Annotated in this window: 24 protein-coding genes; 18 read left to right on the top strand and 6 right to left on the bottom strand. The window is 67.6% G+C overall.

Annotated features, from left to right (window positions below):
• Window positions 1-19: 19 nt before the first annotated feature.
• Complete coding sequence (locus tag M8A51_RS05670; protein ID WP_251777210.1) at window positions 20-802, top strand: exodeoxyribonuclease III; 783 nt, start codon at window positions 20-22, stop codon at window positions 800-802.
• A 30-nt stretch (window positions 803-832) separates the two neighbouring features.
• Here the strand turns inward: M8A51_RS05670 and M8A51_RS05675 are convergent, their stop codons facing one another.
• On the bottom strand, window positions 833-1,714 hold the full coding sequence (locus tag M8A51_RS05675) for an amidohydrolase family protein (protein ID WP_251777211.1): 882 nt from the start codon (window positions 1,712-1,714) through the stop codon (window positions 833-835).
• 578 nt (window positions 1,715-2,292) lie between these two features.
• On the opposite strand from M8A51_RS05675, the gene M8A51_RS05680 reads away from it, so the two are divergent.
• The 7 genes from M8A51_RS05680 (at window position 2,293) to rfbC (ending at window position 7,868) form a co-directional block, all read left to right on the top strand.
• Complete coding sequence (locus M8A51_RS05680; RefSeq protein ID WP_251777212.1) at window positions 2,293-3,336, top strand: hypothetical protein; 1,044 nt, start codon at window positions 2,293-2,295, stop codon at window positions 3,334-3,336.
• A gap of 287 nt (window positions 3,337-3,623) precedes the next feature.
• On the top strand, window positions 3,624-4,124 hold the full coding sequence (locus M8A51_RS05685) for a hypothetical protein (RefSeq protein ID WP_251777213.1): 501 nt from the start codon (window positions 3,624-3,626) through the stop codon (window positions 4,122-4,124).
• A gap of 117 nt (window positions 4,125-4,241) precedes the next feature.
• On the top strand, window positions 4,242-4,442 hold the full coding sequence (locus M8A51_RS05690) for a CsbD family protein (protein WP_251777214.1): 201 nt from the start codon (window positions 4,242-4,244) through the stop codon (window positions 4,440-4,442).
• 87 nt (window positions 4,443-4,529) lie between these two features.
• Complete coding sequence (rfbB, locus tag M8A51_RS05695) at window positions 4,530-5,534, top strand: dTDP-glucose 4,6-dehydratase (RefSeq protein WP_251777558.1); 1,005 nt, start codon at window positions 4,530-4,532, stop codon at window positions 5,532-5,534.
• The gene (rfbD, locus tag M8A51_RS05700; RefSeq protein WP_251777215.1) at window positions 5,531-6,433 is read left to right on the top strand and encodes a dTDP-4-dehydrorhamnose reductase; all 903 of its coding nucleotides are present in this window, start codon (window positions 5,531-5,533) and stop codon (window positions 6,431-6,433) included. The genes rfbB and rfbD overlap by 4 nt, the downstream gene beginning before the upstream one ends.
• Window positions 6,430-7,314: a glucose-1-phosphate thymidylyltransferase RfbA gene (rfbA, locus tag M8A51_RS05705; protein WP_251777216.1), complete on the top strand. Its 885-nt coding sequence runs from the start codon at window positions 6,430-6,432 to the stop codon at window positions 7,312-7,314. The genes rfbD and rfbA overlap by 4 nt, the downstream gene beginning before the upstream one ends.
• A gap of 5 nt (window positions 7,315-7,319) precedes the next feature.
• Entirely contained in the window at window positions 7,320-7,868 is a 549-nt protein-coding gene (gene rfbC / locus M8A51_RS05710) for a dTDP-4-dehydrorhamnose 3,5-epimerase (RefSeq protein WP_251777559.1), read from the top strand.
• 4 nt (window positions 7,869-7,872) lie between these two features.
• Here rfbC and M8A51_RS05715 read toward each other — a convergent pair whose 3' ends face one another.
• Window positions 7,873-8,478, bottom strand: a complete 606-nt coding sequence (locus tag M8A51_RS05715; RefSeq protein WP_251777217.1) for a 2-hydroxychromene-2-carboxylate isomerase — start codon at window positions 8,476-8,478, stop codon at window positions 7,873-7,875.
• Between the two features lie 318 nt (window positions 8,479-8,796).
• Between M8A51_RS05715 and M8A51_RS05720 the strand changes: the two genes are divergently transcribed.
• Window positions 8,797-10,068 carry an ABC transporter substrate-binding protein gene (locus M8A51_RS05720; RefSeq protein ID WP_251777218.1) on the top strand — a complete coding sequence of 424 codons (1,272 nt, stop codon included), beginning with the start codon at window positions 8,797-8,799 and terminating at the stop codon, window positions 10,066-10,068.
• A 172-nt stretch (window positions 10,069-10,240) separates the two neighbouring features.
• A complete protein-coding gene (locus M8A51_RS05725) occupies window positions 10,241-11,134 on the top strand; it encodes a choice-of-anchor L family PEP-CTERM protein (protein WP_251777219.1) in 894 nt (297 codons plus the stop codon).
• On the opposite strand, the gene uvrA is transcribed toward M8A51_RS05725, so the two are convergent.
• Entirely contained in the window at window positions 11,118-14,033 is a 2,916-nt protein-coding gene (gene uvrA / locus M8A51_RS05730) for an excinuclease ABC subunit UvrA (protein WP_251777220.1), read from the bottom strand. The genes M8A51_RS05725 and uvrA overlap by 17 nt on opposite strands.
• A gap of 118 nt (window positions 14,034-14,151) precedes the next feature.
• On the opposite strand from uvrA, the gene M8A51_RS05735 reads away from it, so the two are divergent.
• The 4 genes from M8A51_RS05735 (at window position 14,152) to gudD (ending at window position 18,146) form a co-directional block, all read left to right on the top strand.
• Entirely contained in the window at window positions 14,152-14,568 is a 417-nt protein-coding gene (locus tag M8A51_RS05735) for an Ig-like domain-containing protein (RefSeq protein WP_251777221.1), read from the top strand.
• Window positions 14,569-14,617: 49 nt separating this feature from the next.
• Window positions 14,618-15,664: a LacI family DNA-binding transcriptional regulator gene (locus M8A51_RS05740; RefSeq protein WP_251777222.1), complete on the top strand. Its 1,047-nt coding sequence runs from the start codon at window positions 14,618-14,620 to the stop codon at window positions 15,662-15,664.
• Window positions 15,665-15,790: 126 nt separating this feature from the next.
• Complete coding sequence (locus M8A51_RS05745) at window positions 15,791-16,759, top strand: Bug family tripartite tricarboxylate transporter substrate binding protein (RefSeq protein ID WP_251777223.1); 969 nt, start codon at window positions 15,791-15,793, stop codon at window positions 16,757-16,759.
• Window positions 16,760-16,799: 40 nt separating this feature from the next.
• Window positions 16,800-18,146 (top strand): glucarate dehydratase, encoded by a 1,347-nt coding sequence (gudD, locus tag M8A51_RS05750; RefSeq protein WP_251777224.1) that lies wholly within the window; start codon window positions 16,800-16,802, stop codon window positions 18,144-18,146.
• Here gudD and M8A51_RS05755 read toward each other — a convergent pair whose 3' ends face one another.
• A complete protein-coding gene (locus M8A51_RS05755) occupies window positions 18,147-18,572 on the bottom strand; it encodes an OsmC family protein (protein WP_251777225.1) in 426 nt (141 codons plus the stop codon). It abuts the gene before it with no gap.
• Window positions 18,573-18,700: 128 nt separating this feature from the next.
• On the opposite strand from M8A51_RS05755, the gene M8A51_RS05760 reads away from it, so the two are divergent.
• The 3 genes from M8A51_RS05760 (at window position 18,701) to M8A51_RS05770 (ending at window position 20,366) form a co-directional block, all read left to right on the top strand.
• The gene (locus M8A51_RS05760) at window positions 18,701-19,063 is read left to right on the top strand and encodes a hypothetical protein (protein WP_251777226.1); all 363 of its coding nucleotides are present in this window, start codon (window positions 18,701-18,703) and stop codon (window positions 19,061-19,063) included.
• Between the two features lie 167 nt (window positions 19,064-19,230).
• Window positions 19,231-19,764, top strand: coding sequence for a hypothetical protein (locus M8A51_RS05765; protein ID WP_251777227.1), 534 nt, complete (start codon window positions 19,231-19,233; stop codon window positions 19,762-19,764).
• Between the two features lie 11 nt (window positions 19,765-19,775).
• A complete protein-coding gene (locus M8A51_RS05770; protein ID WP_251777228.1) occupies window positions 19,776-20,366 on the top strand; it encodes a hypothetical protein in 591 nt (196 codons plus the stop codon).
• Window positions 20,367-20,408: 42 nt separating this feature from the next.
• Here M8A51_RS05770 and M8A51_RS05775 read toward each other — a convergent pair whose 3' ends face one another.
• Entirely contained in the window at window positions 20,409-22,391 is a 1,983-nt protein-coding gene (locus M8A51_RS05775; protein ID WP_251777229.1) for a RecQ family ATP-dependent DNA helicase, read from the bottom strand.
• A 131-nt stretch (window positions 22,392-22,522) separates the two neighbouring features.
• Here M8A51_RS05775 and M8A51_RS05780 point away from each other — a divergent pair, with 131 nt between their 5' ends.
• Window positions 22,523-23,746, top strand: coding sequence for an MFS transporter (locus M8A51_RS05780; RefSeq protein ID WP_251777230.1), 1,224 nt, complete (start codon window positions 22,523-22,525; stop codon window positions 23,744-23,746).
• Here the strand turns inward: M8A51_RS05780 and M8A51_RS05785 are convergent.
• Window positions 23,704-25,104: a chloride channel protein gene (locus M8A51_RS05785; RefSeq protein WP_251777231.1), complete on the bottom strand. Its 1,401-nt coding sequence runs from the start codon at window positions 25,102-25,104 to the stop codon at window positions 23,704-23,706. The genes M8A51_RS05780 and M8A51_RS05785 overlap by 43 nt on opposite strands.
• Between the last annotated feature and the right edge of the window lie 54 nt (window positions 25,105-25,158).

Consider the following 25,158-nt stretch of genomic DNA (forward strand, 5'->3'; position numbering starts at 1 on the left):
TCTCCGGCTCCGGTCTCTCATGCTTCGCGTCATCTCCGCCAACCTCAACGGCATTCGCTCCGCCACCACCAAAGGCTTCTTTCCCTGGCTCGCCCAACAGCAGGCTGATGTTGTCTGCGTGCAGGAGCTCAAGGCCCAGGACTGCGACATCGTCGACACGGTGCGCCAGGCCGATGGGCTCCAGGGCTGGTTTCACTGTGCCGAGAAGAAGGGCTACAGCGGCGTCGGCCTGTACGCGCGCAAGCAGCCCGATCGGGTGGTGTCGGGCATCGGCCATGCGGGCTTCGACGCCGAAGGCCGCTACATCCGGGCCGATTGGGGCAACCTGTCGGTGATCTCGCTGTACCTGCCGTCCGGCTCGTCGGGCGAAGAGCGGCAGCAGATGAAGTTCCAGTTCATGGACGAATTCTTCCCGGTGCTGCAAGGCCTGCGTGCCGAAGGCCGCGAGATTGTCATCTGCGGCGACTGGAACATCGCCCACCAGGAAATCGACCTGAAGAACTGGAAGAGCAACCAGAAGAATTCGGGCTTCCTGCCCGAAGAACGCGCCTGGCTGACGCGGGTGCTGGACGAACTGGGCTGGGTCGACGTGTACCGCCGGCTGCACCCCGACACCACCGGCGAGGCCTACACCTGGTGGAGCAACCGCGGGCAGGCGTGGGCGAACAACGTCGGGTGGCGCATCGACTATCACGTCGCCACGCCGGGCTTGGCCGCCACGGCCAAGCGCGCCGCAATCTACAAAGACGAGCGCTTCTCGGACCATGCGCCGCTGACGATCGACTACGACCACCCGTTCTGACTTTGTCGCAGGGGGCGCTTCCGTCCCGGGCTAATTCATGCCGAACAGCGCAGCCCCGTTCTCCCACGCAACCCGCCTCGCCACATCGCCGGGCAAACCACCGAGCCACACCCGGTACCCGCGCATCAGCTCCTCGTAGTACTGCCAACGCTGGTTGATCCAGGTGTCCGAGCCGATCACGAAACGGTCCGGGTAGCGCAGCAGCAGCTCCCGCCATGCGGGTGCCAGTTGACCGTCGTCCTGGGTCAGCCCCGGCCGGTACGACAGCTCACCGACCAGGCCGGGGTGCCGGTCGAACAGTTCGCGCACCCGTTCCACCGGCACGCCGCCGATGCCGGTGTGGGCCCAGATCAGGCGGGCCTTCGGCGCATGGGCGAACAGCTTGTCGATCGCGACGTCGTCGACATGCGCCAGCACCACCAGGTCGCGGTCCTGGGCCAGCTGCATCAAACGGCGGGCCACCGGGCCGTCGGCGTTGGCGCTGTCGTACAAGTGGAATTCGCCGATGCCGCGGTAGGGCCCGGCCGGCGTGCCGCGCGCCAGCTCGTCCTGCACCATGCGATAGATGGAATCGTCGGCGAACCAGCCGGTGTAATCGGCCCGGTTCCGGTACAGCCGGATGAACGGCACCACCGTCACGCCGGCGGCGCGGGTTTCGTCGCGCGCGGCGGCCAGGGCCCGGGTCCCGTCGTTCGGGCGGCTGTTGGCGACGATCGCTTGTACGCCGCTGCGCTGCATGCGGCCCAGCACGTCGGGCAGTGGGTGGGGCGCCTGCGCATCGTCGTTGTAGTGCAGGTGGGTGTCGAACAGCGGGCCGTTGTACGTAGGCGGTGCGGCAGGCGACAACCCGGCGGCGAGGGCCAGGAGCCCGCCAGCGACTGTGGGCAGCAGAAGGTGGCGCAGGTGCGGCATGGGTGGCGTCAACTATAGGGTCGCTTCGCGAATTCGCACACCACTTCATTTCCGTGAGGCTGACCAGTGCTCCCTGGGCCATAAACCCCCACTGTGCTCCGCGCGGCGAGTCGGCGTAAGGCGTTACGCGGAGAGGTCGCGCGCTCGATATCACCTTGAGAGGCCATATGCCGCTGCATCGACCGAACTGGCCACCATTCGTCAAGAAGTACATCCCCAAGGGCGATTTCAGCGAACGTATCGGGTTGGGACGAAAGGCTCCAACGGAAAACCCTGCCCCGTCGCCGGTCGCTGCCGATGTACCCCGTCGTTCGAACCCGTCTCCGATGCTGGCGCCGAGGCAATCGATCTCGTTGGCCGAGCCGTCGTCCGCGGCCGCTTTGCCAGCAACAGCCGGGGCCGGACCGACATCGGGTGCGCCCTCCGGCATACCGGTGGCCCCGCAGAGTGATGCTGCGCCGATGGCTGGGCCTTCGACGTGGTATGCCCCTCCTCGAGCGAGTGGCGGCTTGGCGGCGGCGCACCTTGGCCACTCTCGTGCATCGTCGAGTTGGAGCGAGGGCACTCCATCCGATTCGATGAACAGCAGCAAAGCCGCATCGTTTGAGTCATTGCTGCAACGAACCGGCCTGATGGCCCGCGGTGTTCAAGCAAGCGCGACGCACGACACCACTGCGTCGACGGAGAGGTTCGCGGTCTTCAAGGATCGGGACGGCCTGCGCCTCCATGCCAGAAATTCCGAGCGGACATACGATTTTTCGGTCACATACCAGGTTGGAGCGCCGGCGCATCTGGCACCAGAAGCGCGCGAATGCCTGCGCGCTCGCTTCCCGGACGATTCAACGCTTCTCACCCATATGAAGCAGCTGCTTGCTGCCGATTTCTCGAATCTGAAGGACGAGGTGGTGTATTCACCGGACTACCTGAAGGCGCATGAAAAAGCGTTCTTGAGCATGGGTAAGCTGGATCCTCGCAGGCGCGCCCTGGAAAATTGGGCCGAGCCGGAGAACCAGTACACCTCGCTTTTGAACTGGTCACTGATCGATTACTCGACCACCGGTGAAGCGGAGCGCATTGAAAACGAAGACGCCTTGCGGCCGGAAGCGGATCTCGATCCCATCGAAGAGGAAGTCCACCTCACCAAGGGGTTGCTTGCGCTTCCTCCTTTGAGTGATGTGATTCCAACCTTGAGGGTCGCCACGGCGGATGCCGAGCACTACTCCAAAGTGGACGAAAAGGGACGTTTTGCGATCAGCGGGAAAATCGAGCCGGGCGACTATGTTTCGAACTATCCGATTCCGATGTCGACGACGTCAGGCGTCAACCTGGAGCAGTTCTCGACACTCGACGCCAGCAACAAGGAGATTCGAGTCCTTCAATTCTTCGGGAAAACTTGCAAACCGCTGCTAAAGATCAACCCGGTGGACGACGAAGAAAAAGAGGTCTTGTACCACTCGAGATCGGCCTATCAACTTCTGGGCGCAGCCCTTGCCGTCCCTTCGGACAATCGCGTTTGCCCTCGCCTGGTCGCGCTGTATTGCGCGGTCGACGATCAAGACCCGAAGACGCTCAAGAACATTCATACGGGGCACCTGCCGAAGCACTTTCTGCGCGATTTATGACAGGGCAATGGCGCGATGCCGGAGCGGCCGACCCTCCCCGTGCCGCGCCTGCAGCCCAACACGGCAGACCGCCTCCTCTGGCTGTAGGACCTGGCCGACACGCGTCGTCGCGCTGTCCTATCGGGTGTGCGCGACTTGTCCTGCATCTGCAGTGCTGGGCGCTCCATAAGCTTCGTTCACCACGCGATGCAGCGATGCGCCGCTTCAATGAACCGCTTAGGAGGAAACCCATGCGAACGACAACCCCCCACCGCCTTGCGCGAGCCGTCGCGGCAGCTGTTGGCGCCTTGGCCCTTGCCGCCGGCGCCCAGGCCGCAGGTGACAAGACCGTGTACGAGCAGGCACAGGCCACGGCCAAGGCCCAGTACGACACCGCACGCAAGCAGTGCGACAGCCTGTCAGGCAACGCCAAGGACGTGTGCGTGACCGAAGCCAAGGCCACGCGGACGACGGCGGAAGCCCGGGCCAAGGCCAGCTACGAAGGCACGCCGAAGGCGCAGCAGAAGGCGGCCGAGGACGTTGCACGGGCCGAATACAGCGTGGCGAAGGAACGCTGCGACGAACGCTCCGGCAACGCCGAGGACGTCTGCGAGAAGGACGCTAAGGCGGCTTACGAACGCGCGAAGGCGGAGGCTCGCCTCGACAAGACGGTGGGCGAGGCCCGCCAGGAGGCGGTCGAACACAAGCGCGAAGCGACCATCGACGCGCAGGCCGAACGCTGTGATTCGCTGGCCGGCGACGCGAAGGCGGCCTGCCTGGACCGCGCCCGCAACCCGCTCCGCGACTGAACTGCACCATGGATAAGGGCCCTGCCGTGCCCGTCTGCCGACGCTACCGACACCCGAAGGCATGCCGGCACCCAGGGCCCTTTGCCGAACCACACTTTTTCACCGAAAGGACATGACATGAACTGGGACCGTATCGAAGGCAACTGGCGTCAACTCAAGGGCAAGGCGATCGAGCAGTGGGGCAAGCTCACTGACGACGACTTCGACCGCATGGATGGCAAGCGCGAACAACTGGTGGGGCGCATCCAGGAAGCCTACGGCGTCTCGCGCGATGAAGCCGACCGCCAGGTGGACGACTGGTCGAACCGCCTGATGTGAACACCGGCGGGCGTTGCGCTGCACGCCCGCCACGCTGCCGGTGCGGCCGGCGCTACCATGAGCGTCTCTCAACGCGAGCTGGCGCTCATGATTTTCGTCACCGGCGGCGCCGGCTTCATCGGCAGCAATTTCGTGCGTGCATGGCTGGCCGGCGGCCAAGAGCCGGTGCTCAACCTCGACGCCCTGACCTACGCCGGCAGCGTCGAGCCGCTGGCCACGCTGCAGGGGGACGCCCGGCATACGTTTGTCCACGGGGACATCTGCGATGCATCGCTGGTGGCCCGGCTGCTGGCGCAGCACCGGCCCCGGGCCATCGTTCACTTCGCGGCCGAAAGCCATGTCGATCGTTCGATCGACGGCCCGGGGGCCTTCGTGCACACCAACGTGCAGGGCACGCTGTCGCTGCTCGAGGCCGCCCGCGCCTACTGGCTCACGCTGGGTGAAGCCGACCGCGCAGCGTTCCGCTTTCTGCACATCTCGACCGACGAGGTGTACGGCTCGCTCGATCCTGCCGAGCCCCCGTTCACCGAAGACAGCCGCTACGCTCCCAACAGCCCCTATTCGGCCAGCAAGGCCGCCGCCGATCACCTCGTGCGCGCTTGGCACCACACCTATAGGCTGCCGGTGTTGACGACGCACTGCTCGAACAATTACGGGCCGTTCCAGCACCACGAGAAACTGATCCCGCGCCTGATCGGCAATGCACTGGCCGGCAAACCCCTGCCCTTGTATGGCGACGGGCGCAACGTGCGCGACTGGCTCCACGTGCAAGACCACGTGGCGGCCTTGCACACGGTGCTGGCGCGTGGCGTGCCGGGCCGCACCTACAACATCGGCGGCGAGTGCGAGAAGTCCAATCTCGAGGTGGCGCGCGCGGTGTGTGCGCTGCTCGACGAACTGGCCCCCGCGGCGGCAGGCAGCTACGAGCGTCTGATCGCCTTCGTGCCCGATCGCCCGGGCCACGACCGCCGCTATGCGATGGACATCACCAAGATCCGCACCGAACTCGGCTGGCGCCCGATGGAGACTTTCGCCAGCGGGTTGCGCAAGACGGTGCCCTGGTACCTGGACCGCCTTCGGAGTCGGTCGTGAGGCTGCTGCTGCTGGGCGGGCAAGGCCAGGTGGGCTGGGAGCTGCAACGTGCACTGGCGCTGCTGGGCGAGGTGGTCGCTCCAACACGCGCCGAGGCCGACCTGACCCGGCCGGACTCGCTGCGGCGGTGGGTGCAGGCCGTGCAGCCGCAGGTGATCGTCAATGCGGCCGGCCATACCGCGGTCGACCGTGCCGAAACCGAGCGCGAGCTCGCGTGGCAATGCAATGCCGAGGCCGCCGGCATGCTGGCGGAGCAGGCGGCCGCAAGGGGGGCCTGGTTGGTGCACTTCAGCAGCGACTATGTCTTCGACGGCTCGGGGCAGCGGCCATGGCTTGAAGACGACGAGGCCCGTCCGTTGAACGTGTATGGCAGCAGCAAGCTGGAAAGCGAAGCGCGCGTTCGAGCGTGCGCCGGCCGACATCTGATCTTGCGGACCAGTTGGGTGCATGCCGCACGGCGCAGCAACTTCGTTGCCGCGGTCCTGCGGCGCGCGGGTGCGCAAGAGTCGCTGTGCGTGGTCGACGACCAGATCGGTGCACCGACCGGTGCGGAACTGGTCGCGGACGTGACCGCGCATGCGTTGCGCGTGGCGCTGCTGCAGCCCGAGGTGAGCGGCACGTACCACCTCGCGGCAGCCGGTGCCGCCAGCCGCTTCGAGGTTGCTCGTCATGTGCTCGCATGGGCGCATGCGCGCGGCCATGTATGTCAGCGAACCCTCGACGCGCTGCGACCGATGTCGAGCGAGCACCTTCACGCCCCGGCACGGCGGCCGCTCAATTCCCGGCTCGACACCGGCAAGCTGCAGCGCTGCTTCGGGGTGGCACTGCCACCTTGGCAGGTGGGCGTGGAACGGGTGCTGACCGAGCTGCTGGAACACCAACGAGAGGCACCGCCATGAATGCACGCAAGGGCATCGTGCTCGCCGGGGGCGAGGGCACGCGCCTGCATCCAGCCACCTTGGCGGTGAGCAAGCAGCTGCTGCCGGTGTACGACAAGCCGATGGTGTACTACGCGCTCAGCACGCTGCTGCTCGCCGGCATCCGGGAGATCCTCGTCATCTCGACACCGCAGGACACGCCGCGCTTTCAGCAACTGCTCGGCGACGGCCAGGCCTGGGGGCTGTCGCTGCACTATGCCGTGCAGCCCCGGCCGGGCGGCATTGCGCAGGCGTATCTGGTCGGCGAGCGATTCCTCGCGGGGGCGCCTTGCGCGCTGGTGCTGGGCGACAACCTGTTCTACGGGCACGACCTCGCGCCCCGACTGCGGGCCGCCGCGGCGCGGCCGAACGGCGCCACCGTCTTCGCTTATCCGGTGCATGAGCCGCAGCGCTACGGGGTGGTCGAGTTCGATGCGGCGGGCCGGGCCGTGGGCATCGAGGAGAAGGCCGCCGTGCCGAAGAGCCGTTATGCCGTTACCGGCCTGTACTTCCACGACGCCCGGGCGGTCGACATCGCCCGCGGGCTGCGGCCGAGCGCCCGTGGCGAACTCGAGATCACCGACCTGAACCGCAGCTACCTGGACGCGGGCGAACTCGACGTGCAACGGCTCGGCCGCGGTGATGCCTGGCTCGACACCGGCACGCACGACTCGCTGCTGGAGGCGAGCCAGTTCATCCAGACCATCGAGAAGCGCCAGGGCCTGAAGATCTGCTGCCCGGAAGAGATTGCCTGGCGGCAGGGCTGGATCAGCGACGAACAGCTGGCGGCCCTGGCGCAGCCGCTCGCCCACGGCGGCTATGGCCGCTACCTGCTGCAGCTGCTGAAGGACAAGGTGTATTGATGGCGATGCAGGCCATGCAGACGGCACTGCCCGGCGTGTGGTTGCTCGAGCCGCAAGTGCACGGCGACGAGCGCGGCTTCTTCGTCGAAAGCTACAACCAGCGTGCGTTCGAAGCCGCCACGGGGTGTTCGGTCAGCTTCGTGCAGGACAATCATTCGCGTTCGGCCGCCCGTGTGCTGCGCGGCTTGCATTACCAGTTGCCTCCGCATGCGCAGGGCAAGCTGGTGCGGGTGGTGGCCGGCGCGGTGTTTGATGTGGTGGTCGACCTGCGTCGCGACAGCGCAAGCTTCGGGCGCTGGACGTCGGCGGAGCTCAGTGCCGACAACAAGCGCCAGTTGTGGGTACCGCCCGGCTGCGCGCACGGCTTCCTGGCCCTGGCCGAGGGTACCGAGGTGATCTACAAGACGACCGCCTACCACGATGCGGCGGCCGAGCGGTGCATTCGCTGGGACGACCCGCAACTCGCGATCGACTGGCCATTGGCGGGGAGTCGTCCACAGCTGTCCGCAAGGGACGCGGCTGCGCCGGCGCTCGCCGAGGCCGAACTCCCCTGAGCCGTCAGCCCCGGGCCAGCCGCCGCTCGACGAAATCGAGCCGGTCCTGGCCCCAGAACAGCTCGCCTTCGATCACGTAGGTCGGTGCACCGAACACCCCGGCGGCAATCGCCTCTTCAGTGCTGGTCTCGTAGCGCTCGTGCGCGGCCTGGCTGTGCGCGTCCTCGAGACGGGCAGCCGGCATGCCGTTCTCGGCCAGCAGCGTGGCGAGCACCGATTCGTCGGCGATGTTGCGCTCCTGTTCCCACACGGCGCGCATGACGGCGCCGGCGATCTTCATCGCCGCTTCGGTGCCTTCCTTCATTTCCACCGCGATGATCAGCTTCGCGGCGTCGTCGCCGGCCACCGGGAAGTAGCGAGGCTCGACATTCATCGGCAGCCCCAGGTGTTCGCTGAAGCGGCGCAGCTCGACCAGCCGGTACGCCTGCCGCTGCGGCGCACGCTTGGACAGCGGCAGCCCGCCCGAGACCGGGAACACCTTGCCGCCGAGGTCGACCGGCCGCACGCGCACCGTCGCGCCGGCTTGGCGCGCCATATTCCAGAAGCGCTCGTGGCCGAGGTAGGCGTACGGCGATTGCGGGGCGAAGTAGTAGTCGACGGCAAGGCTCACGAGCAGGTCCTTTCTCAAAGGTCTCCACCGCGTTTCTCAGCGCGCAGTGGTCGGCGAATCGCCATTGCCCAGTGGCGCCGCGGATCCGGCTTCGCCAATCCGCTGGCGCCGCCCCTCAAGGGGCGGCCGAAGGCCGTAGGGGTGGTCCAGTCAGTGCGGCGCAGTCTAGCGGCGTTGGCCCAACCTTGCAGGCGACGCTGCATTGCGTTCATGTCGGGCCTCCTGCCGGCTGCTGAACCTTTGAAACCGGGCATTCATCCGCCGGAGTTCTCGTACGCCTTGTCGCCTGGTGCGACACCCAGGCAGGAGGGCACGCAGATGAGACACATCAGAACAACGGCGGGGTTGCTGGCAGCGCTGCTGCTGGGCGGTGCCGCGCAAGCCGCGACGATCCGGCTGTCGTGCGGCGCCGTGGGGCAGGAGCTGGAGCTGTGCAGGAGCGCTGCGCAGAACTGGGCCCAAAGGACCGGCCACACGGTCGAGGTGGTGACGACACCGGCCGACGCCAACGAGCGGCTGACGCTCTACCGGCGCCTCCTGGAAGCCCGTTCCGACCAGGTCGACGTGTTCCAGATCGACGTCGTGTGGCCCGGCCTGCTCGAGCGCCACCTGCTCGATCTCAAGCCCTACTCGAAGGGCATAGAGCAGCAGCACTTCGGCGGCGTCGTCTCCAACAACACCGTCAACGGCCGGCTGCTCGCGATGCCGTGGTTCATCGACGCCGGCCTGCTGTACTACCGGCGCGACCTGCTCGCGAAATACAACCTGAAGCCTCCCAGGACCTGGGACGACCTGGTGCATGCGGCGAAGACCGTGCAGGCGGGCGAGCGCGCTGCAGGCCACACGCAGATGTGGGGCTATGTGTGGCAGGGGCGCGCCTACGAGGGGCTGACCTGCAATGCGCTCGAATGGCTGATCAGCCACGGTGCGGGCACCGTCGTCGACGTCAGCGGCATCGTCACCGTGCGCAACTCGCAGGCCGTGAAGGCACTGCAGATGGCGGCCTCGTGGGTCGGCACGATTTCGCCCGACGCGGTGCTGAGCTATGGCGAGGAAGACGCCCGCCGCGTGTTCCAGGCCGGCCAGGCGGTGTTCATGCGCAACTGGCCTTACGCCTGGTCGCTCGCGCAGGCGGCCGACAGCCCGGTCAAGGGCAAGGTCGGCATCACCGTGCTGCCGATGGGCACCGGCCCCGGCGCCCGCTTTGCGGCCACGCTGGGCGGGCAGCAGCTGGCCGTGTCGAAATATTCGCAGCACGCTGCTTTGGCCGCCGAACTGGTGATGTACCTGACCAGTGCCGAGGTGCAGAAGGAGCGCGCGATCAGCGGGTCGTTCAACCCGACCTTGTGGCCGCTCTACGGCGACCGCGACGTGCTGAAGGCAGCCCCCTTCATGGGCGAGCTGTACGGCGTGTTCGCGTTCGCGGTGGGGCGCCCGGCCGGGCCGACGGGCCCGCGCTACCAGCAGGTGAGCGAAGCGTTCTGGAACACCGCGCACCAGGTGCTGTCGCGCAAGCTGCCGGCCGCCGAGGCGCTGAACCGGTTGGAGGTGGAACTGGCACGCGTGGGGCGCGGCGGCAAGTGGGATTGAGCGGCGGCGGGCGCCAAGGGGATACGCCTGCCGATACACAAGACACGCACTGACGCACTTTCGCCAGCGCGAGACGTCGAAAAGCGGGGCGTGCGCTGCTACGCTGCCCGCGCCTTCGTGAAAAGCATCACACCTCGAAGGCCTTCACCGTTTTTTCCCAGGGAGATTCCTCATGAAACGTCTACTTGCCGCCGGCATGGCGGTTGCTCTTGTCTCGGCCGCGCAGGCCGTCACCGTGGTGCCATTGACCGACGCCTCGACCGTCGGTGGCACGCTCGTCGACCACCTGCTCCAACCATCGTCGGGGCTCACGGTCCAGCCCGGCTCGGTGCAGTACATCGGCAACACCGCGGTCGGCCAGTCCGGCACGTACAGCGGATTCGACTTTGCGGCCACCGGCGGGCGGGCGGCGCTGTCGATCGCGGACGGCATCGTACTCAGCTCGGGCAGCGCGCAGGTGCCCGACAGCAACACGGCCGAGGGCTACACGACCATCACCGGCACCGGGGGCAGCGAGGTGATCAGCGAGATCACCGACCGCGACTCCTACGACCAGAACCTGCTCAGCTTTTCGTTCGAGGCGGTGGCGGGCAGCACCAGCGTCTCCGCATCGTTCATCTTCGGCACGGACGAGTACCCCGAGTTCGCCGAATCGCCCTTCGTCGACGGCTTCGCCTTCGTGGTCGACGGCGTCAACTACGCCACCTTCCCCGACGGTTCGCCGGTGTCGTTGCTGACCTACGAAAGCAATGACAACCTGCTCGACAACCAGGAGGGCTTGTACGGCATCGAGTACGACGGCCTGACGCAGCGGCTGACCATCACGGGGCTGCTCGACACCACCCGTTCGGTGCACACGCTCGACATCATCGTGGCCGACACCGGCGACGAGGAGTACGACTCGGCCGTTTACCTGTCCGGGCTGCGCGCCGGCACGGCAGGCAGCGGTGGCGTCACGCCGCCGCCGCCCATTCCCGAGCCCGAGACCTATGCGCTGATGCTCGCGGGCCTGGCCGGCGTGGGCTTCATCACGCGCCGGCGTTCGCGCGCTAAAGCAGCGGCTTGAGATACCGCCCCGTGTAGCTGCGCTTGCAGGCGGCGACGTCCTCCGGCGTGCCGGTGACCACCACCGTGCCGCCGCCGTCACCGCCCTCGGGGCCCATGTCGACGATCCAGTCGGCCGTCTTGATGACGTCGAGGTTGTGTTCGATCACGACGATGGTGTTGCCGTGGTCGCGCAACTGGTGCAGCACGCGCAGCAACAGCTCGATGTCATGGAAGTGCAGCCCGGTGGTGGGCTCGTCCAGGATGTAGAGGGTGCGCCCGGTGTCGCGTTTGCTCAGTTCCAGCGCCAGCTTGACGCGCTGCGCCTCGCCACCGGACAGCGTGGTGGCGCTCTGCCCGAGGCGGATGTAGCCCAGGCCGACGTCGAGCAGCGTCTGCAGCTTGCGCGCCAGGGTGGGCACGGCGCTGAAGAACTCGCGTGCATCCTCGACCGTCATGTCCAGCACTGCGCTGATGTTGCGGCCCTTGTAGAGCACCTCCAGGGTCTCGCGGTTGTAGCGCTTGCCGTGGCAGACGTCGCAGGGCACGTAGACGTCGGGCAGGAAGTGCATCTCGACCTTCAGCACGCCGTCGCCCTGGCAGGCCTCGCAGCGTCCGCCGGCCACGTTGAAGCTGAAGCGCCCGGCGCCGTAGCCGCGCTCGCGCGCGGTGGGCACCTCGGCAAACAGTTCGCGGATCGGCGTGAACAGCCCGGTGTAGGTGGCGGGGTTGGACCGTGGCGTGCGGCCGATCGGCGACTGGTCGACGTTGATGACCTTGTCGAACGCGTCCAACCCTTCGATGTCGTCGTGCGGCGCCGGCTCCAGGTGGCTCTGGTACAGCTTGCGTGCGACCGCTGCATAGAGCGTGTCGTTGACCAGCGTCGACTTGCCCGAGCCCGAGACGCCGGTGACGCAGGTGAACAGCCCGACCGGCAGCTCGACGTTCACGCCTTTCAGGTTGTTGCCGCGCGCATTCAGGATCTTCAGCGTGCGCGGGTCGGTGCTGTCGGCCAGGCGGTGGCGCTTTTTCGGTACGTCGATCTTCAGCGTGCGCGCCAGGTAGCGGCCGGTCAGCGATTCCGCGTGGCCGCACACCTCGGCCGGCGTGCCCTGCGCGATCACGCGGCCACCGTGCACGCCGGCACCGGGGCCCATGTCGATCACGTGGTCGGCCGCCAGGATCATGTCCTCGTCGTGCTCGACGACGAGCACCGAGTTGCCCAGGTTGCGCAGGTGCTTCAGCGTCTCGATCAGGCGATCGTTGTCGCGCTGATGCAGGCCGATGCTGGGCTCGTCGAGCACGTACATCACGCCGGTGAGGCCCGAGCCGATCTGCGACGCCAGCCGGATGCGCTGGGCCTCGCCGCCGGACAGCGTGTCGGCGCTGCGGTCCAGGCTCAGGTAGTCGAGCCCGACATTGTTCAGGAAACTCAGGCGCGAGCGGATCTCGCGCACCACCTTGTCGGCAATCTCGGCCTTGGCACCTTTCAGCTTCAGCGATTCGAAGTGCTGCTGCGCCTCGCGCAGCGTGGCGCGCGAGATCGCATAGATCGGCTTGCCGTCGCCGGCCTCGGCGTCGACCAGCTTCACGAAGCGGGCTTCGCGGCGCAGCCGGGTGCCGTCGCATTCGGGGCAGGGACGGGCAGCCTGGTAGCGGGCCAGTTCCTCGCGCACCGCCACCGAGTCGGTTTCTCGAAAGCGCCGCTCGAAGGTGGGAATGACGCCCTCGAACGGGTGCCAGCGCTTGACGGTGCGCTTGCGGCCGCTGCTGCCGTCGGCCTGGTAGACGAACTCGATTTCTTCGGTGCCCGACCCGTACAACAGCACCTGGCGGGCTTCCTTCGGCAGTTCCTCGAACGGCAGCTGGATGTCGAACTGGTAATGGCGGGCGACGCTCTCGAGCATCGAGAACGTGTAGGCGTTGCGCCGGTCCCAGCCCTTGACGGCGCCGCTGGCCAGGCTCAGCGACGGGAAGGCGACGACGCGCTCCGGGTCGAACACCGTCACTTCGCCCAGGCCGTCGCACGACGGGCAGGCACCGACCGGCGAGTTGAACGAGAACAGACGCGGCTCCAGCTCAGCCAGCGAATAGGTGCACACCGGGCAGGCGAACTTGCTGGAGAACAGGTGCTCGCGCGTGTCGTCCATCTCCAGCGCGATGGCCCGGCCGTCGGCGATACGCAGTGCCGACTCGAAGCTCTCGGCCAGGCGCTGCTGCATGTCGGCGCGCACCTTCAGCCGGTCGACCACGACGTCGATGTCATGCTTCTCGGTCTTCTTCAGCTTGGGCACGTCGGCGGCTTCGTAGATCGTGCCGTCGATGCGAAAGCGCACGTAGCCCTTGGCCTGCATGTCCTGGAACAGCTCGGCATGCTCGCCCTTGCGGTCGCGCAGCACCGGCGCCAGCACCATCAGCCGGGTGTCGTCGGGCAGCGCCAGCACCGCGTCGACCATCTGACTGACGCTCTGCGCCTCCAGCGGCAGGTCGTGGTCGGGGCAGAACGGCGTGCCCGCGCGCGCATACAGCAGGCGCAGGTAGTCGTGGATCTCGGTAACGGTGCCGACCGTCGAGCGCGGGTTGTGCGAGGTCGCCTTCTGCTCGATCGAGATCGCCGGCGACAGGCCCTCGATCACGTCGACGTCCGGCTTGTCCATCAGCTGCAGGAACTGCCGCGCGTACGCCGACAGGCTTTCGACATAGCGGCGCTGGCCCTCGGCGTACAGCGTGTCGAAGGCGAGCGACGACTTGCCCGACCCCGACAGCCCGGTGATCACCACCAGCCGGTGGCGCGGGATGTCGAGGTCGATGTTCTTCAGGTTGTGCGTGCGGGCGCCCCGCACGCGGATCTGCGGGCTTTCGGGCGCCGCGGCCCCGGGAGAGGCATCGTGCTGCGGAGGGGGAGACGGTCGCGCGGACATGCGGGGTATGGGCCTGTGCTGGAGCAGGAAAACCCACCATCATAGTGAAGCCGGGTGTCGGCGGTTGGCAGTGGCCCTGGCTTGGCGAGCTGGCGGCTGTCGGCGTAGCATCGCCCGCATGCCATTTGCTTCCTTGCGCTCCCCTGTCACCCCCGCTCGCCGCCTGCGCGTGCTGGCGCTCGGCGCTGCCCTGCTGCTGGCCGGCTGCGGCGGCGGTGTCTACTGGAGCATCGGCGACGACGACGAGCCCGACGTGGATCTGGCCGCGTCACCCGATCTCGTGTCGTCCGGCGATACCTTCGAACTGCAGGCCAGCGCTGGCGGCGGCTCGGGCTTCATCGACGAAGTGCGCTTCTACCGCGTGGACGACGATGCGCTGGTCTTCCTCGGCGCCGACACCGAGTCGCCGTACCGGTTGACCGTCACCGCACCGACGGTGACGTCGACCACCACCCGTCTATACGTGGCGCGCGCATGGGACGAATTCGGCAACCGCGGTGAAAGCGACGAAATCACTGTGACCGTGCAGCCCTGAGGCGAGCCGCCTGTGATCGTTACCATCGCAGGCTGACGAACGCCTCGCGATGCCCGACACCCCGCCCCCCGCCAAGACCCGCGCGCCTGGCCGCCGCGCCAGCATCACCGTGCACGACGTCGCCCGGCTGGCCGGCGTGTCGGCCATCACGGTGTCACGTGCCCTGAACACCCCGGCGCAGGTTTCTGCCGAGACGCTGCAGCGAGTGCGCGACGCGGTGCAGCGCACCGGCTACGTGCCCAACCTGCTGGCCGGCGGGCTGCGTTCCAGCAAGAGCCGGCTGGTGGCTGCCGTGGTGCCGACCCTCGCGGGGCCGGTCTTTCTTGAAACCATCGAGGCCTTGACCGCGGCACTTGCCGAGCGGGGCTATCAGCTGATGCTGGGGCAAAGCGGCTACGCCGATTCACGTGAGGACGCACTGCTGGATGCCATCATCGGCCGGCGCCCGGACGGCATCGTGCTGACCGGCGTCATGCACACGCCTGACGCGCGGCAGCGGCTGCTCGCCTGCGGCATTCCGGTGGTCGAGACCTGGGACCTGACACCCACGCCGATCGACATGCTGGTGGGCTTTTCGCACAAGCGCATCGGCGAAGAAGTGTGCGAATACCTGCACCGCAAGGGCTGCCGGCGGCCGGTGCTGATCAGTGGCGACGACGCCCGTGCGCGGCGTCGCCACGAAGGTTTCGTGCGGGCCGCGGCGCGGCTTGGCATGACCGGCGCCACCGCGACGGTGCCGACCTGGTGGGTGCCCGCGCCGGCCAAGCTGCCCGGCGGCCGCGAAGGGCTCACCCGCCTGCTGGCCGAGCACCCGGGACTGGACGGCGTGTTCTGCAGCTCGGACCTGCTGGCGCTCGGCGTGTTGACCGAAGCGCAGGCGCGTGGCCTGAGCGTTCCGCGCGACTTTGCCGTCGTCGGCATGGGCGATCTCGATTTCGCCGCCAGCCTGCACCCCGCACTGACCACGGTACGCATCGACGGCACCCGCATCGGGCGCACGTCGGCAGCGTTCATCGTCGACCGGGCGGAGGGGCGGGCGGTGGCCGAGCCTGTCGTCGACATCGGGTTTGCGCTCGTCGAGCGCCACAGCGCCTGAATCGGTTGTCCTAAGGGAAAACTCCTGGTTGTACGATCTTGACGGCAAGATTGTTAACGATAACACTTGGTGCTGTTAACGATAACAATTGTGCCGTCCACCCGCCCGGATGAAGGAGACCCGTCCATGATTCGTCGCCATCTGTTTTGCGCGATCGGCCTTGCCACCCTGCTGGCTGCCGGCGCCCACGCCGCCGATTACCCCACCAAGCCGGTCACGATGGTCGTCCCCTTCCCGCCCGGCGGGTCGACCGACACGATCGCCCGCACCCTGGCCGCCAAGCTGCAGGAGCGACTCGGCCAGCCTTTCGTGGTGGAAAACAAGGCAGGCGCCACCGGCACCATCGGTGCGGCCCAGGTCAAGCGCTCGCCTGCCGACGGCTACACGCTGTTCGTCTCGTCGCTGGGGCCCTTCGTGATCGCGCCGCACCTGATGAAAAACGTGCAGTACGACCCGGGCAAGGACTTCGACCTGCTGACGGTGGCGGTGCAGGCGCCCAACGTGCTGGTGGCCCACCCGTCGGCACCGGCCGGCAGCGTGGCCGAGCTGATTGCGGCACTGAAGAAGACGCCCGGGCAGCTCAGCTTCGCCTCTTCGGGCAACGGCTCGTCCGATCACCTCACGGTCGAGCTGTTCTGGCAGCAGACCGGGACCAGCGGCGTGCACGTGCCGTACAAGGGCGGCGCTCCGGCCATTTCCGACCTGGTCGGCGGGCAGGTGCCCTACTCGTTCCAGAACATCAACGCGGTGATCCAGCACATCCAGTCCGGCAAGCTGAAGGCCTTGGCCATCACCGGCCACCAACGCTCGCCGCTGTTGCCCAATGCGCCGACGATGGCCGAAGCCGGCGTGAAGAACGTCGAGGTCTATTCGTGGCAGGCGGTCGCGGCACCCAAGGGCTTGCCGGCCGACGTGAAGGCCACGCTGCACGCTGCGCTGCTCGCCGCCTTGAACGACCCGCAGGCGCGCAAGGGCATGACCGAAGTCGGCTTCGAGATCGTCGGCAACACGCCCGAGCAGTTCAGCCGTTTCCAGCAGCAGGAGTTCGCCCGCTGGCAGCAGGTGATCCAGGCGGGCAAGATCTCGGCGGACTGAGCCCGCCGCGTCCCCTGCGACCCTTCCACGTTCGATCACCATGCCCATCGACCATACCGCCCCTACCTCGCCGCTCGTGACCGAAATGCGCGTCGTCCCCGTCGCCGGGCACGACGGCATGCTGCTCAACCTCAGCGGTGCGCATGCACCGTTCTTCACGCGCAACCTGGTCATCCTGAAAGACAGCGCCGGGCACACCGGCGTCGGCGAAGTGCCGGGCGGCGAGAAGATCCGGCAGACCTTGGAGGACGCGCGCCCGCTGGTGCTGCAGCAGCCGATCGGTCGCTGGCACCGGGTGCTCGACGGCGTGCGCCGCAACTTTGCCGAACGCGATGCGGGCGGCCGGGGGCTGCAGACCTTCGATCTGCGCACCACCATCCACGTGGTCACCGCACTCGAAGCGGCGCTGCTCGACCTGCTCGGCCAGCACCTCGGCGTGCCGGTGGCCGAGTTGCTGGGCGAAGGCCAGCAGCGCGACGAGGTCGAGATGCTGGGCTATCTGTTCTACGTGGGTGATCGCAACGCGACCGACCTGCCGTACCGCAGCGAACCGGACGCCAGCGACGACTGGCTGCGGCTGCGGCACGAGCCGGCGCTGACGCCCGAGGCGGTGGTGCGGCTGGCCGAGGCAGCACATGCGCGCTATGGCTTCAACGACTTCAAGTTGAAGGGCGGCGTGATGCGCGGCGAAGAAGAAGTCGAGGCGATCCGTGCGCTGCACGAGCGCTTCCCGGGCGCCCGGGTCACGCTCGACCCGAACGGCGGCTGGCTGTTGAAGGACGCGGTGCGCCTGTGCCGCAACCTGCACGGTGTGCTGGCCTATGCCGAAGATCCCTGTGGCGCCGAGGACGGCTATTCGGGCCGCGAAGTGATGGCCGAGTTCCGCCGTGCCACCGGGCTGCCGACGGCGACCAACATGATCGCGACCGACTGGCGCCAGATGGGGCATGCGATCCAGTTGCAGTCGGTCGACATTCCGCTGGCCGACCCGCATTTCTGGACCCTGGCGGGCTCGGTGCGCGTCGCGCAGATGTGCCACGACTGGGGCTTGACCTGGGGCTCGCACTCCAACAATCACTTCGACGTGTCGCTGGCGATGTTCACGCACGTCGCCGCCGCGGCGCCGGGCCGCATCACCGCGATCGACACCCACTGGATCTGGCAGGACGGCCAGCGCCTCACGCGCGAGCCGTTGCGCATCGAGCGCGGGCGCGTGCAGGTGCCGCGCAAGCCGGGCCTCGGTGTCGAGCTGGACATGGCCGAAGTGGAGCGCGCACACGCGCTGTACCGTGAACACGGCCTGGGCGCGCGCGACGACGCGGTGGCGATGCAGTACCTGGTGCCCGGCTGGCGCTTCGATCCGAAGCGGCCGTGCCTGGTAAGGTGATCAGCTTTCCAGGCGGGATTCGAGCGTGATCTTCGCGTTCAGCAGCTTGGAGATCGGGCAGCCTTCCTTGGCGCGCTGAGCCGCTTCCTCGAATGCCGTGCGGTCGGCGCCGGTGATCCTTGCCAACAGGTCCAGGTGCACGGCGGTGACGGCAAAACCGTCGCCCACCTTCTCCAGCGTGACGGCGGCTTTCGTTTCGATGCTTTGGGCCGTCATGCCGGCATTGCCGAGCTGCGCCGACAGCGCCATCGAGAAACAGCCCGCATGGGCTGCAGCGATCAGCTCTTCGGGGTTGGTGCCCGGCCCGTCCTCGAAACGGGTGCCGAAGCCGTACTGAGCCCTTTCGAGCAACCCGCTCTGCGTAGAGATGTGGCCCTTGCCGTCTTTCAGGCCGCCCGACCAGACGGCGGTTGCAGTGCGCTTCATGCGGTTCTCCTGGCGTGGGTTGGAAAAAGCCGTTGCAGCGTAGACGAATTGGCACGGCGTCGCTGTTACCGCCCTGCCTGGGGCAGGGGCAGCCGAGGGGTTTTCACGGCGCGTACACAATCCGGAACATGTCCACCGTGCTGCCGCCTGCGCTCGCCGCCGCCATCGAGGAAGTCCGCTCCCTCGCGGAGCAGCGCGCCTGGGTGCTGCCCGGCGACGCCACGCTGGACGAAGCGCGCCGCCTGCTCATGTTGCTGCGCGCCGGCTGGCCCGAGCCTGTGGTACAGATCGAACCGGACGGCCAGGTGACGCTGACCTGGGAAGCCGGCCGCCGAGGCTGGCTGACCTTTACCGTCTCGGGCAGGGGCATGCTGGCCCACAACGGCGTGATCGTCGGCGATGACTACGTCAAGGAAGAGCCGTTCGGCGACGAGCTGCCTGCCTGGGCGGCTGAGGTGTTGCGACGGCTGTGGGGCACGGCGCTGCAATAGGGCCGGGCCCTGTGGCGTGCCGCCAACGAGGGAATGCGCGGGTGCGAAGGCCTATGGACTTGCATCACAATGGCGCCGCGCGAATCGCAAAGATCGCGCACATATAAACAAACATAGATCTGAGTTCGAGGGATTTCATGTCGCTTTTTCGAACGTGCGCTGCAGGCGTGGCCGCAGCGTTGCTGACTGGTTGCGCGTCGTTCATCGCTCCCCCTTATTCACCCCACTTCGAAACGCTGGACAGCTTGAAAAAGCAGCCCATCGACAAAGTGGCGGTGGGTCAGGTGCAGCCCACGGATCCTGCGGCGCCGGTCAATCGCATCACCTTGCGCGGGTCCAGCCTGAGCAGTCCGCACGGCACGTTCGCCAAGTATCTCGAGAAGGCGCTCGAGCAGGACTTTAAGGAACTGTCGGTCTATGACCCGGCGGCCAGCACGCGGGTGGACGCGACCATCGTGAAGAACGACATCGACATCTCGGGCATCAACACCGGCACGGGCGTGATGGAAGTGGAGGTCAAGGTCCATCGGGGCACCGAACAGCGCCTGAAGAAGACGTACCAGGCGACGACCGAGTTTCCCAGTTCGTTCGCCGGTGCCGTCGCCATTCCGAAAGGACAGGCCGAGTACGGCAACCTGGTGCGCAGCCTGCTGCGCAAGGTTTACGAAGATCAGGCATTCATCAACGCATTGAAGAAGTGAGGGAAACCGAGATGCAAGTCGTTCGTCTGGCCCGCTTGGGCATGGCCGCTGCCGTCGTCACGCTGCTGGCAGCATGCGCTCACCCCATCAACCTTGAACCGAGCATGCTGCCTGAGCGCACCGAGAGCCAGCTCGTCAAGAAAAAGGTCGGCTATGTGATCACTGATGCGGACCGCGCCAAGGAGGTCACGACACCCGGCGGTGGCGGCGACAAGGTGAGCTACTTCCCGTACAGGGACATGGAGAAGGCCGTGCGTTCGGCATTGCGCGCCGTCTACGAGGAAGTGTCTTCGGTGAAGGCGGGATCCGACGCCACCGCGTTGCGTGAGGCAGGCATCTCCTACGTCTTCACGCCGGAGATCATCACCAACTCCAGCTCGCCGTCGCCGTTTACATGGCCCCCGACGAAGTTCTCGGCCGAGGTCTCGTGCACTGTCACAGACGCTGCCGGCACGGTGGTGGCACGCGTCCGCGCGACCGGCAACGGCGCAGCCGAGTTCGAGGAGTTCAAGAGCGACTTCTCTTTGTCTGCGCGACGAGCAGTGGCTGACGTGGCCGAGAAGCTCGTCGCCGAGATCCGGAAGAGCGAGCAGTTGCGCTGACAGCCGGCGCTTGCACTGGCCCCCGTCCGTCGGGCGGGGCTTTCATCTCTCCAGCACACGCAGGATCTCCGCCCCGTAGGCTTCGAGCTTTTTCGCGCCGACGCCGCTGATTTCGCTCAGCTCGGCCAACGAGCCGGGGTGCACGCGCGCCATCTCGGCGAGGGTGGCGTCGTTGAAGACGATGTAGGCTGGCAGATTGTGCTCGCGCGCCACCTCGAAGCGCCAGCTTTTCAAGGCCTGGAAGCGCTGCAGCGCATCGGCGTCCAGATCGACCGGCGCAGCCCGGCCGGTCGCCTTGCCGGTGGCCTTCGCCTTGGCCCCCCGGCCGCGCTTTGTTTCGGTGGCCACGCGCAGTTGCAGGCTCACCCCGCCACGCAGCACCGTGCGGGCGCTGTCGGTCAGCCCCAGCGTGTTGAACTCGCCCTCGGCCACCACGTGGCCCAGCGCCACCAGCTGGCGCAGCACCGAGCGCCATTGCTGTTCCGACAGGTCAGCGCCGATGCCGAAGGTGCTCAACGACTCGTGGTGATACTGCGCGACCTTGTCGGTGCGCTTGCCCCGCAGCACGTCGATCAGGTGGCCGGCGCCGAAGGCGCGCGGCCCGAAACCGCCGCCGTGCTGCTGGAAGCGGTAGATGCACGAGAGCAGCTTGCGCGCGGCCTCGGTGGCGTCCCAGGTGGCGGGCGGGTTCAGGCAGTTGTCGCAGTTTCCACAACCAGCCCCCGGGGTCGGCACGCCGTGCGCTCCCTGCCCCCCGAGGAGGCTGCGCCCGTCTTGGGACGGCCCGGCGGCCGGCGCGGGCTCGCCGTAGTGTTCGCCGAAATACTCGAGCAGGCGCACACGCCGGCATTCATGCGTTTCCGCCAGGGCCAGCAGCGCATCGAGCTTGCCGCGCTGCACACGCTTGAACTCCTCGCCGGCGGTGCCGTCGTCGATCATGCGGCGCTGGTTGACCACGTCCGCGAGGCCGTAGGCCATCCAGGCTTCGGCGGGCAAGCCGTCGCGACCGGCGCGGCCGGTCTCCTGGTAATAGCTCTCGATGTTCTTCGGCAGGTCGAGGTGGGCGACGAAGCGCACGTCGGGCTTGTCGATGCCCATGCCGAAGGCAATGGTGGCCACCATCACCAGCCCTTCCTCACGCAGGAAGCGGTCCTGGTGGCGCTGCCGCACCGCGGCATCGAGCCCGGCGTGGTAGGGCAGCGCCGAGATGCCTTCGTCATTGAGCCAGGCCGCGGTTTCCTCGACCTTCTTGCGCGACTGGCAATACACGATGCCGGCTTCGCCTTCGTGCTCGTCGCGGATGAAACGCAGCAGTTGCGTACGCGGGTTGTCCTTCTCGACGATCAGGTAGCGGATGTTGGGGCGGTCGAAGCTGCTGATGAAGACGCGCGCGTCCTGCAGCTGCAGCCGCTCGATGATGTCGGCGCGGGTGTGCTCGTCCGCGGTGGCGGTCAGAGCGATGCGCGGCACGTCGGCATAGCGTTCGTGCAGCACGTTGAGCGCCAGGTATTCGGCGCGGAAGTCGTGGCCCCACTGCGAGACGCAATGCGCCTCGTCGATCGCGAACAGGCTCAACAGGCCGCGCTGATGCAGCGAGTCGACCTGTGCGAGAAAGCGCGGTGTCGTCACGCGCTCCGGGGCGGCGTACAACAGCGTCAGACGGCCGCTCATCATCTCGCGCTCGACATGCTGCGCCTCTTCCAGCGACAGCGTCGAGTTGAGAAAGGCCGCGTGCACGCCGACCTCTTCGAGCGCGCCGACCTGGTCGTGCATCAGCGCGATCAGTGGCGAGACCACCACCGCGACGCCCTGCCCGCGCCGATGCCGCGCGATGGCCGGCACCTGGTAGCACAGCGACTTGCCGCCGCCGGTGGGCATCAGCACCAGCGCGTCGCCGCCGCCCGTGACATGCTCGACGATGGCTGCCTGCTGCCCCCGGAAGGCGTTGTAGCCGAACACCTCGTCGAGGATATGCAGCGGTTGCGTGACGGCGGAATCGGAGCGGTGGGCGGCGATGGTGGACATGGGCGGGGGCTGGCGCGGACGCGAGCAGGCGCTCGCGCGCGAAGCCCGCATCCTACCGCCCTCAGGGATCCCATCCGGCGGGACGCCAAAAGGCGCTCGGCGACAATAACGGTTTGCCCCGACCCGTCTCCATGAGCTCTTCGTCCTCATTGCGCATGACTGCGGCAGAACGCCGCGCCAGCGGCTGGCTCGCCGGGCTGTTCGCGCTGCGCATGCTCGGGCTGTTCCTGATCCTGCCGGTGTTCGCGCTGCATGCACGCTCGCTGCCAAGTGGCGAGCAACTGGGGTGGGTGGGACTGGCGATCGGCATCTACGGGTTGACGCAGGCGATGCTGCAGATTCCCCTCGGCTGGGCGTCCGACCGCTACGGCCGCAAGCCGGTCATCACCGCCGGGCTGCTCGTCTTCGCCGCCGGCTCCTTCGTGGCCGCGGCCGCCGACAGCCTGCTCCTCGTGACGATCGGGCGCGCCTTGCAGGGGGCCGGTGCGATCTCGGCGGCAATCACTGCGCTGATCGCCGACAGCACCCGCGACGAAGTCCGCACCAAGGCGATGGCGATGGTCGGCGGCTCGATCAGCCTGAGTTTTGCGCTGTCGCTGACGCTGGCGCCATGGCTCTATGCGCAGATCGGCATGGCCGGGCTGTTCACGCTGACCGGCCTGCTGGCCGTGGCCGGTTGCGCAGTGGTGTGGAAACTGGTGCCCGACGTGCCGGCCGCCCCGCGCGCGCGCGACCGGGCCAGCTGGCACCAGGTGCTGTTGCATGCCGAGCTGGCGCGCCTGAGCGGCGGCGTCTTTCTGCTGCACACCGTGCAGATGGCGATGTTCGTGGTCATTCCGATCGCACTCGTCGAGCATGCGCAATTGCCGGTGCAACGACACGGCTGGGTGTATCTCGGCGTCGTGCTGGCTTCGCTGGCCGTGATGCTGCCGGTGATGTTCTGGAGCGAGCGACGCCAGCGGGTGCGCACCGTCTTCCTGGCGGCCATCGGGCTGCTCGCGCTGACGCAGGTGGCGCTGGCCTGGGGCTACGCGGAACCTGCGATGCTGGTGGCACTGCTGGTGTGCTTTTTCATCGGCTTCAACCTGCTCGAGGCGACGCTGCCATCGCTCGTCTCCCGGGTCGCGCCGCCGGCGGCGAAGGGCTTGTCGCTCGGCGTCTTCAACACCTGCCAGTCGCTGGGCCTGTTTGCCGGCGGCCTCATCGGCGGCAAGCTGGCCGCGATGTGGGGCTACGACGGCGTGTTCAAGGTCTGCGCACTGCTCTGCGTCGCGTGGCTGGTGCTCGCCTGGCCGATGCGGCCGCCCGCGCGTCAGCGTGTCGTGGCCGAGGCAGCGGACCCGTCTTCCGCCTGAGGGGCCGGCTGCGCCGGGGGCTCGCTCGACACGGGGCCGAGCCGCAGCATCTGCAGCTCTGCCATCGCGCTGTAGAGCGGACGGCTCAGCAAGCGCGAGACGAGGCTGGACAGCATGGCCACGGACATCAGGCTCAGCACCATCGCATGCCCGTCGACCATCTCCATCACGATGATGAAGGCGGTCAGCGGTGCCTGGGTTGCAGCCGCCAGGAAGCCTGCCATGCCCATTGCGATCAGTGCAGGTGCGTGTTCGGCGTGGCCGGTCAACTGCGCGACGTCGTTGCCGAGCCCGCCGCCGATCGACAGCGAGGGCGCAAACACCCCGCCCGGCACGCCGGACCAGCTCGAGACCCAGGTGGCGAGAAACTTCAACGGCACGTACAGCTCCGGCAGGCCGGGGTCGCCTGCGAGCATGCGGCGGGTGTGTTCGTCGCCGCCGCCATAGGTCGTGCCGTCGGCGGCCCAGCCGATCAGTGCAACGACCAAGCCGCAGGCGGCGGCGAAACGAAACGGATGACGGCGGCGGTAGTCGCTGTAACGGTCCGGCAGGCCCGCGATCGAGGCGACCAGCAACCGTGCCAGCAGCCCGCCGAGCAGGCCGCAGGCCAGCACCACCAGCAACCCGGGGCCGAGCAGGCTCCAGTCGAGGCGGGGCACCCGGATGACGCCGAAGTAGGTGAAGTTGCCGAACACCGAGACCGCCATCAGGCCGGCCAGCACGATGGCGCCGATGATGAGCCCGCTGTTGCGCCCGCTGTGGCTGGGCTCCATGCCGCGCGTCAGCTGCTCGATCGCAAACACCACCCCTGCCAGCGGCGCGTTGAAGGCGGCCGCAATCCCGGCCGCACCGCCGGCGACGAGCAGGCCGTGGTCACCGATGCCCGAGCGGGGCGAGAGCCAGCGGCGTGCGTGCAGCATCACACCGGCGGCCGCCTGCACCGACGGGCCTTCGCGGCCGATGGACAGCCCGGCCAGCATGCCGCCCGAGGTCAGCACGATCTTTGCGCACGACAGTTTCAACGAGACGAACAAGCCCCGCTGCGACTGCGGCGTCGCGGGGTCGAGCGCGGCCATCACCTGCGGGATGCCGGAGCCGGCAGCGCCGGGAAAGAAGCGCTGCGTGATCCAGACCAGCGCCACCACCCAGGCGGGGGTCCACAAAAACACCATCCACGGCTGCCAGGCCTCGACGTGCTTGAACCGGTGCAGCGCGGCTTCGGTCAACATCGTGAAGCCCACGATGAACAGCCCTGCCGCGGCCGCATAGGCCAGCACGATCGCGCGGTCGAACCACAGGCGCCAGTCAGCGAATTCGGCGCGCAGGTTGTGAAGGAAATCGGGTTCCTGGTGTTTCATCGGCGAGGGCTCGCGGCAGGGGCCGCCCATGCGGGGGGTGGCATCGACCCATGC

Origin of the sequence: Caldimonas mangrovi (genome assembly GCF_023721835.1) — a bacterium.
Classification (GTDB): Bacteria; Pseudomonadota; Gammaproteobacteria; order Burkholderiales; family Burkholderiaceae_C; genus Caldimonas; species Caldimonas mangrovi.

What these genes read in the sequence shown, in the direction of transcription:
- M8A51_RS05675 (WP_251777211.1), bottom strand. Translation starts at nt 1,714, where the DNA reads ATGCCGCACCTGCGCCACCTTCTGCTGCCCACAGTCGCTGGCGGGCTC.
- M8A51_RS05785 (WP_251777231.1), bottom strand. Translation starts at nt 25,104, where the DNA reads ATGAAACACCAGGAACCCGATTTCCTTCACAACCTGCGCGCCGAATTC.
- M8A51_RS05735 (WP_251777221.1), top strand. Translation starts at nt 14,152, where the DNA reads ATGCCATTTGCTTCCTTGCGCTCCCCTGTCACCCCCGCTCGCCGCCTG.
- M8A51_RS05720 (WP_251777218.1), top strand. Translation starts at nt 8,797, where the DNA reads ATGAGACACATCAGAACAACGGCGGGGTTGCTGGCAGCGCTGCTGCTG.
- M8A51_RS05755 (WP_251777225.1), bottom strand. Translation starts at nt 18,572, where the DNA reads ATGAAGCGCACTGCAACCGCCGTCTGGTCGGGCGGCCTGAAAGACGGC.
- M8A51_RS05760 (WP_251777226.1), top strand. Translation starts at nt 18,701, where the DNA reads ATGTCCACCGTGCTGCCGCCTGCGCTCGCCGCCGCCATCGAGGAAGTC.
- gudD (WP_251777224.1), top strand. Translation starts at nt 16,800, where the DNA reads ATGCCCATCGACCATACCGCCCCTACCTCGCCGCTCGTGACCGAAATG.
- M8A51_RS05690 (WP_251777214.1), top strand. Translation starts at nt 4,242, where the DNA reads ATGAACTGGGACCGTATCGAAGGCAACTGGCGTCAACTCAAGGGCAAG.
- M8A51_RS05780 (WP_251777230.1), top strand. Translation starts at nt 22,523, where the DNA reads ATGAGCTCTTCGTCCTCATTGCGCATGACTGCGGCAGAACGCCGCGCC.
- M8A51_RS05670 (WP_251777210.1), top strand. Translation starts at nt 20, where the DNA reads ATGCTTCGCGTCATCTCCGCCAACCTCAACGGCATTCGCTCCGCCACC.
- rfbA (WP_251777216.1), top strand. Translation starts at nt 6,430, where the DNA reads ATGAATGCACGCAAGGGCATCGTGCTCGCCGGGGGCGAGGGCACGCGC.
- M8A51_RS05770 (WP_251777228.1), top strand. Translation starts at nt 19,776, where the DNA reads ATGCAAGTCGTTCGTCTGGCCCGCTTGGGCATGGCCGCTGCCGTCGTC.
- M8A51_RS05740 (WP_251777222.1), top strand. Translation starts at nt 14,618, where the DNA reads ATGCCCGACACCCCGCCCCCCGCCAAGACCCGCGCGCCTGGCCGCCGC.
- M8A51_RS05725 (WP_251777219.1), top strand. Translation starts at nt 10,241, where the DNA reads ATGAAACGTCTACTTGCCGCCGGCATGGCGGTTGCTCTTGTCTCGGCC.
- M8A51_RS05745 (WP_251777223.1), top strand. Translation starts at nt 15,791, where the DNA reads ATGATTCGTCGCCATCTGTTTTGCGCGATCGGCCTTGCCACCCTGCTG.
- M8A51_RS05775 (WP_251777229.1), bottom strand. Translation starts at nt 22,391, where the DNA reads ATGTCCACCATCGCCGCCCACCGCTCCGATTCCGCCGTCACGCAACCG.
- rfbC (WP_251777559.1), top strand. Translation starts at nt 7,320, where the DNA reads ATGCAGGCCATGCAGACGGCACTGCCCGGCGTGTGGTTGCTCGAGCCG.
- M8A51_RS05680 (WP_251777212.1), top strand. Translation starts at nt 2,293, where the DNA reads ATGAACAGCAGCAAAGCCGCATCGTTTGAGTCATTGCTGCAACGAACC.
- rfbB (WP_251777558.1), top strand. Translation starts at nt 4,530, where the DNA reads ATGATTTTCGTCACCGGCGGCGCCGGCTTCATCGGCAGCAATTTCGTG.
- uvrA (WP_251777220.1), bottom strand. Translation starts at nt 14,033, where the DNA reads ATGTCCGCGCGACCGTCTCCCCCTCCGCAGCACGATGCCTCTCCCGGG.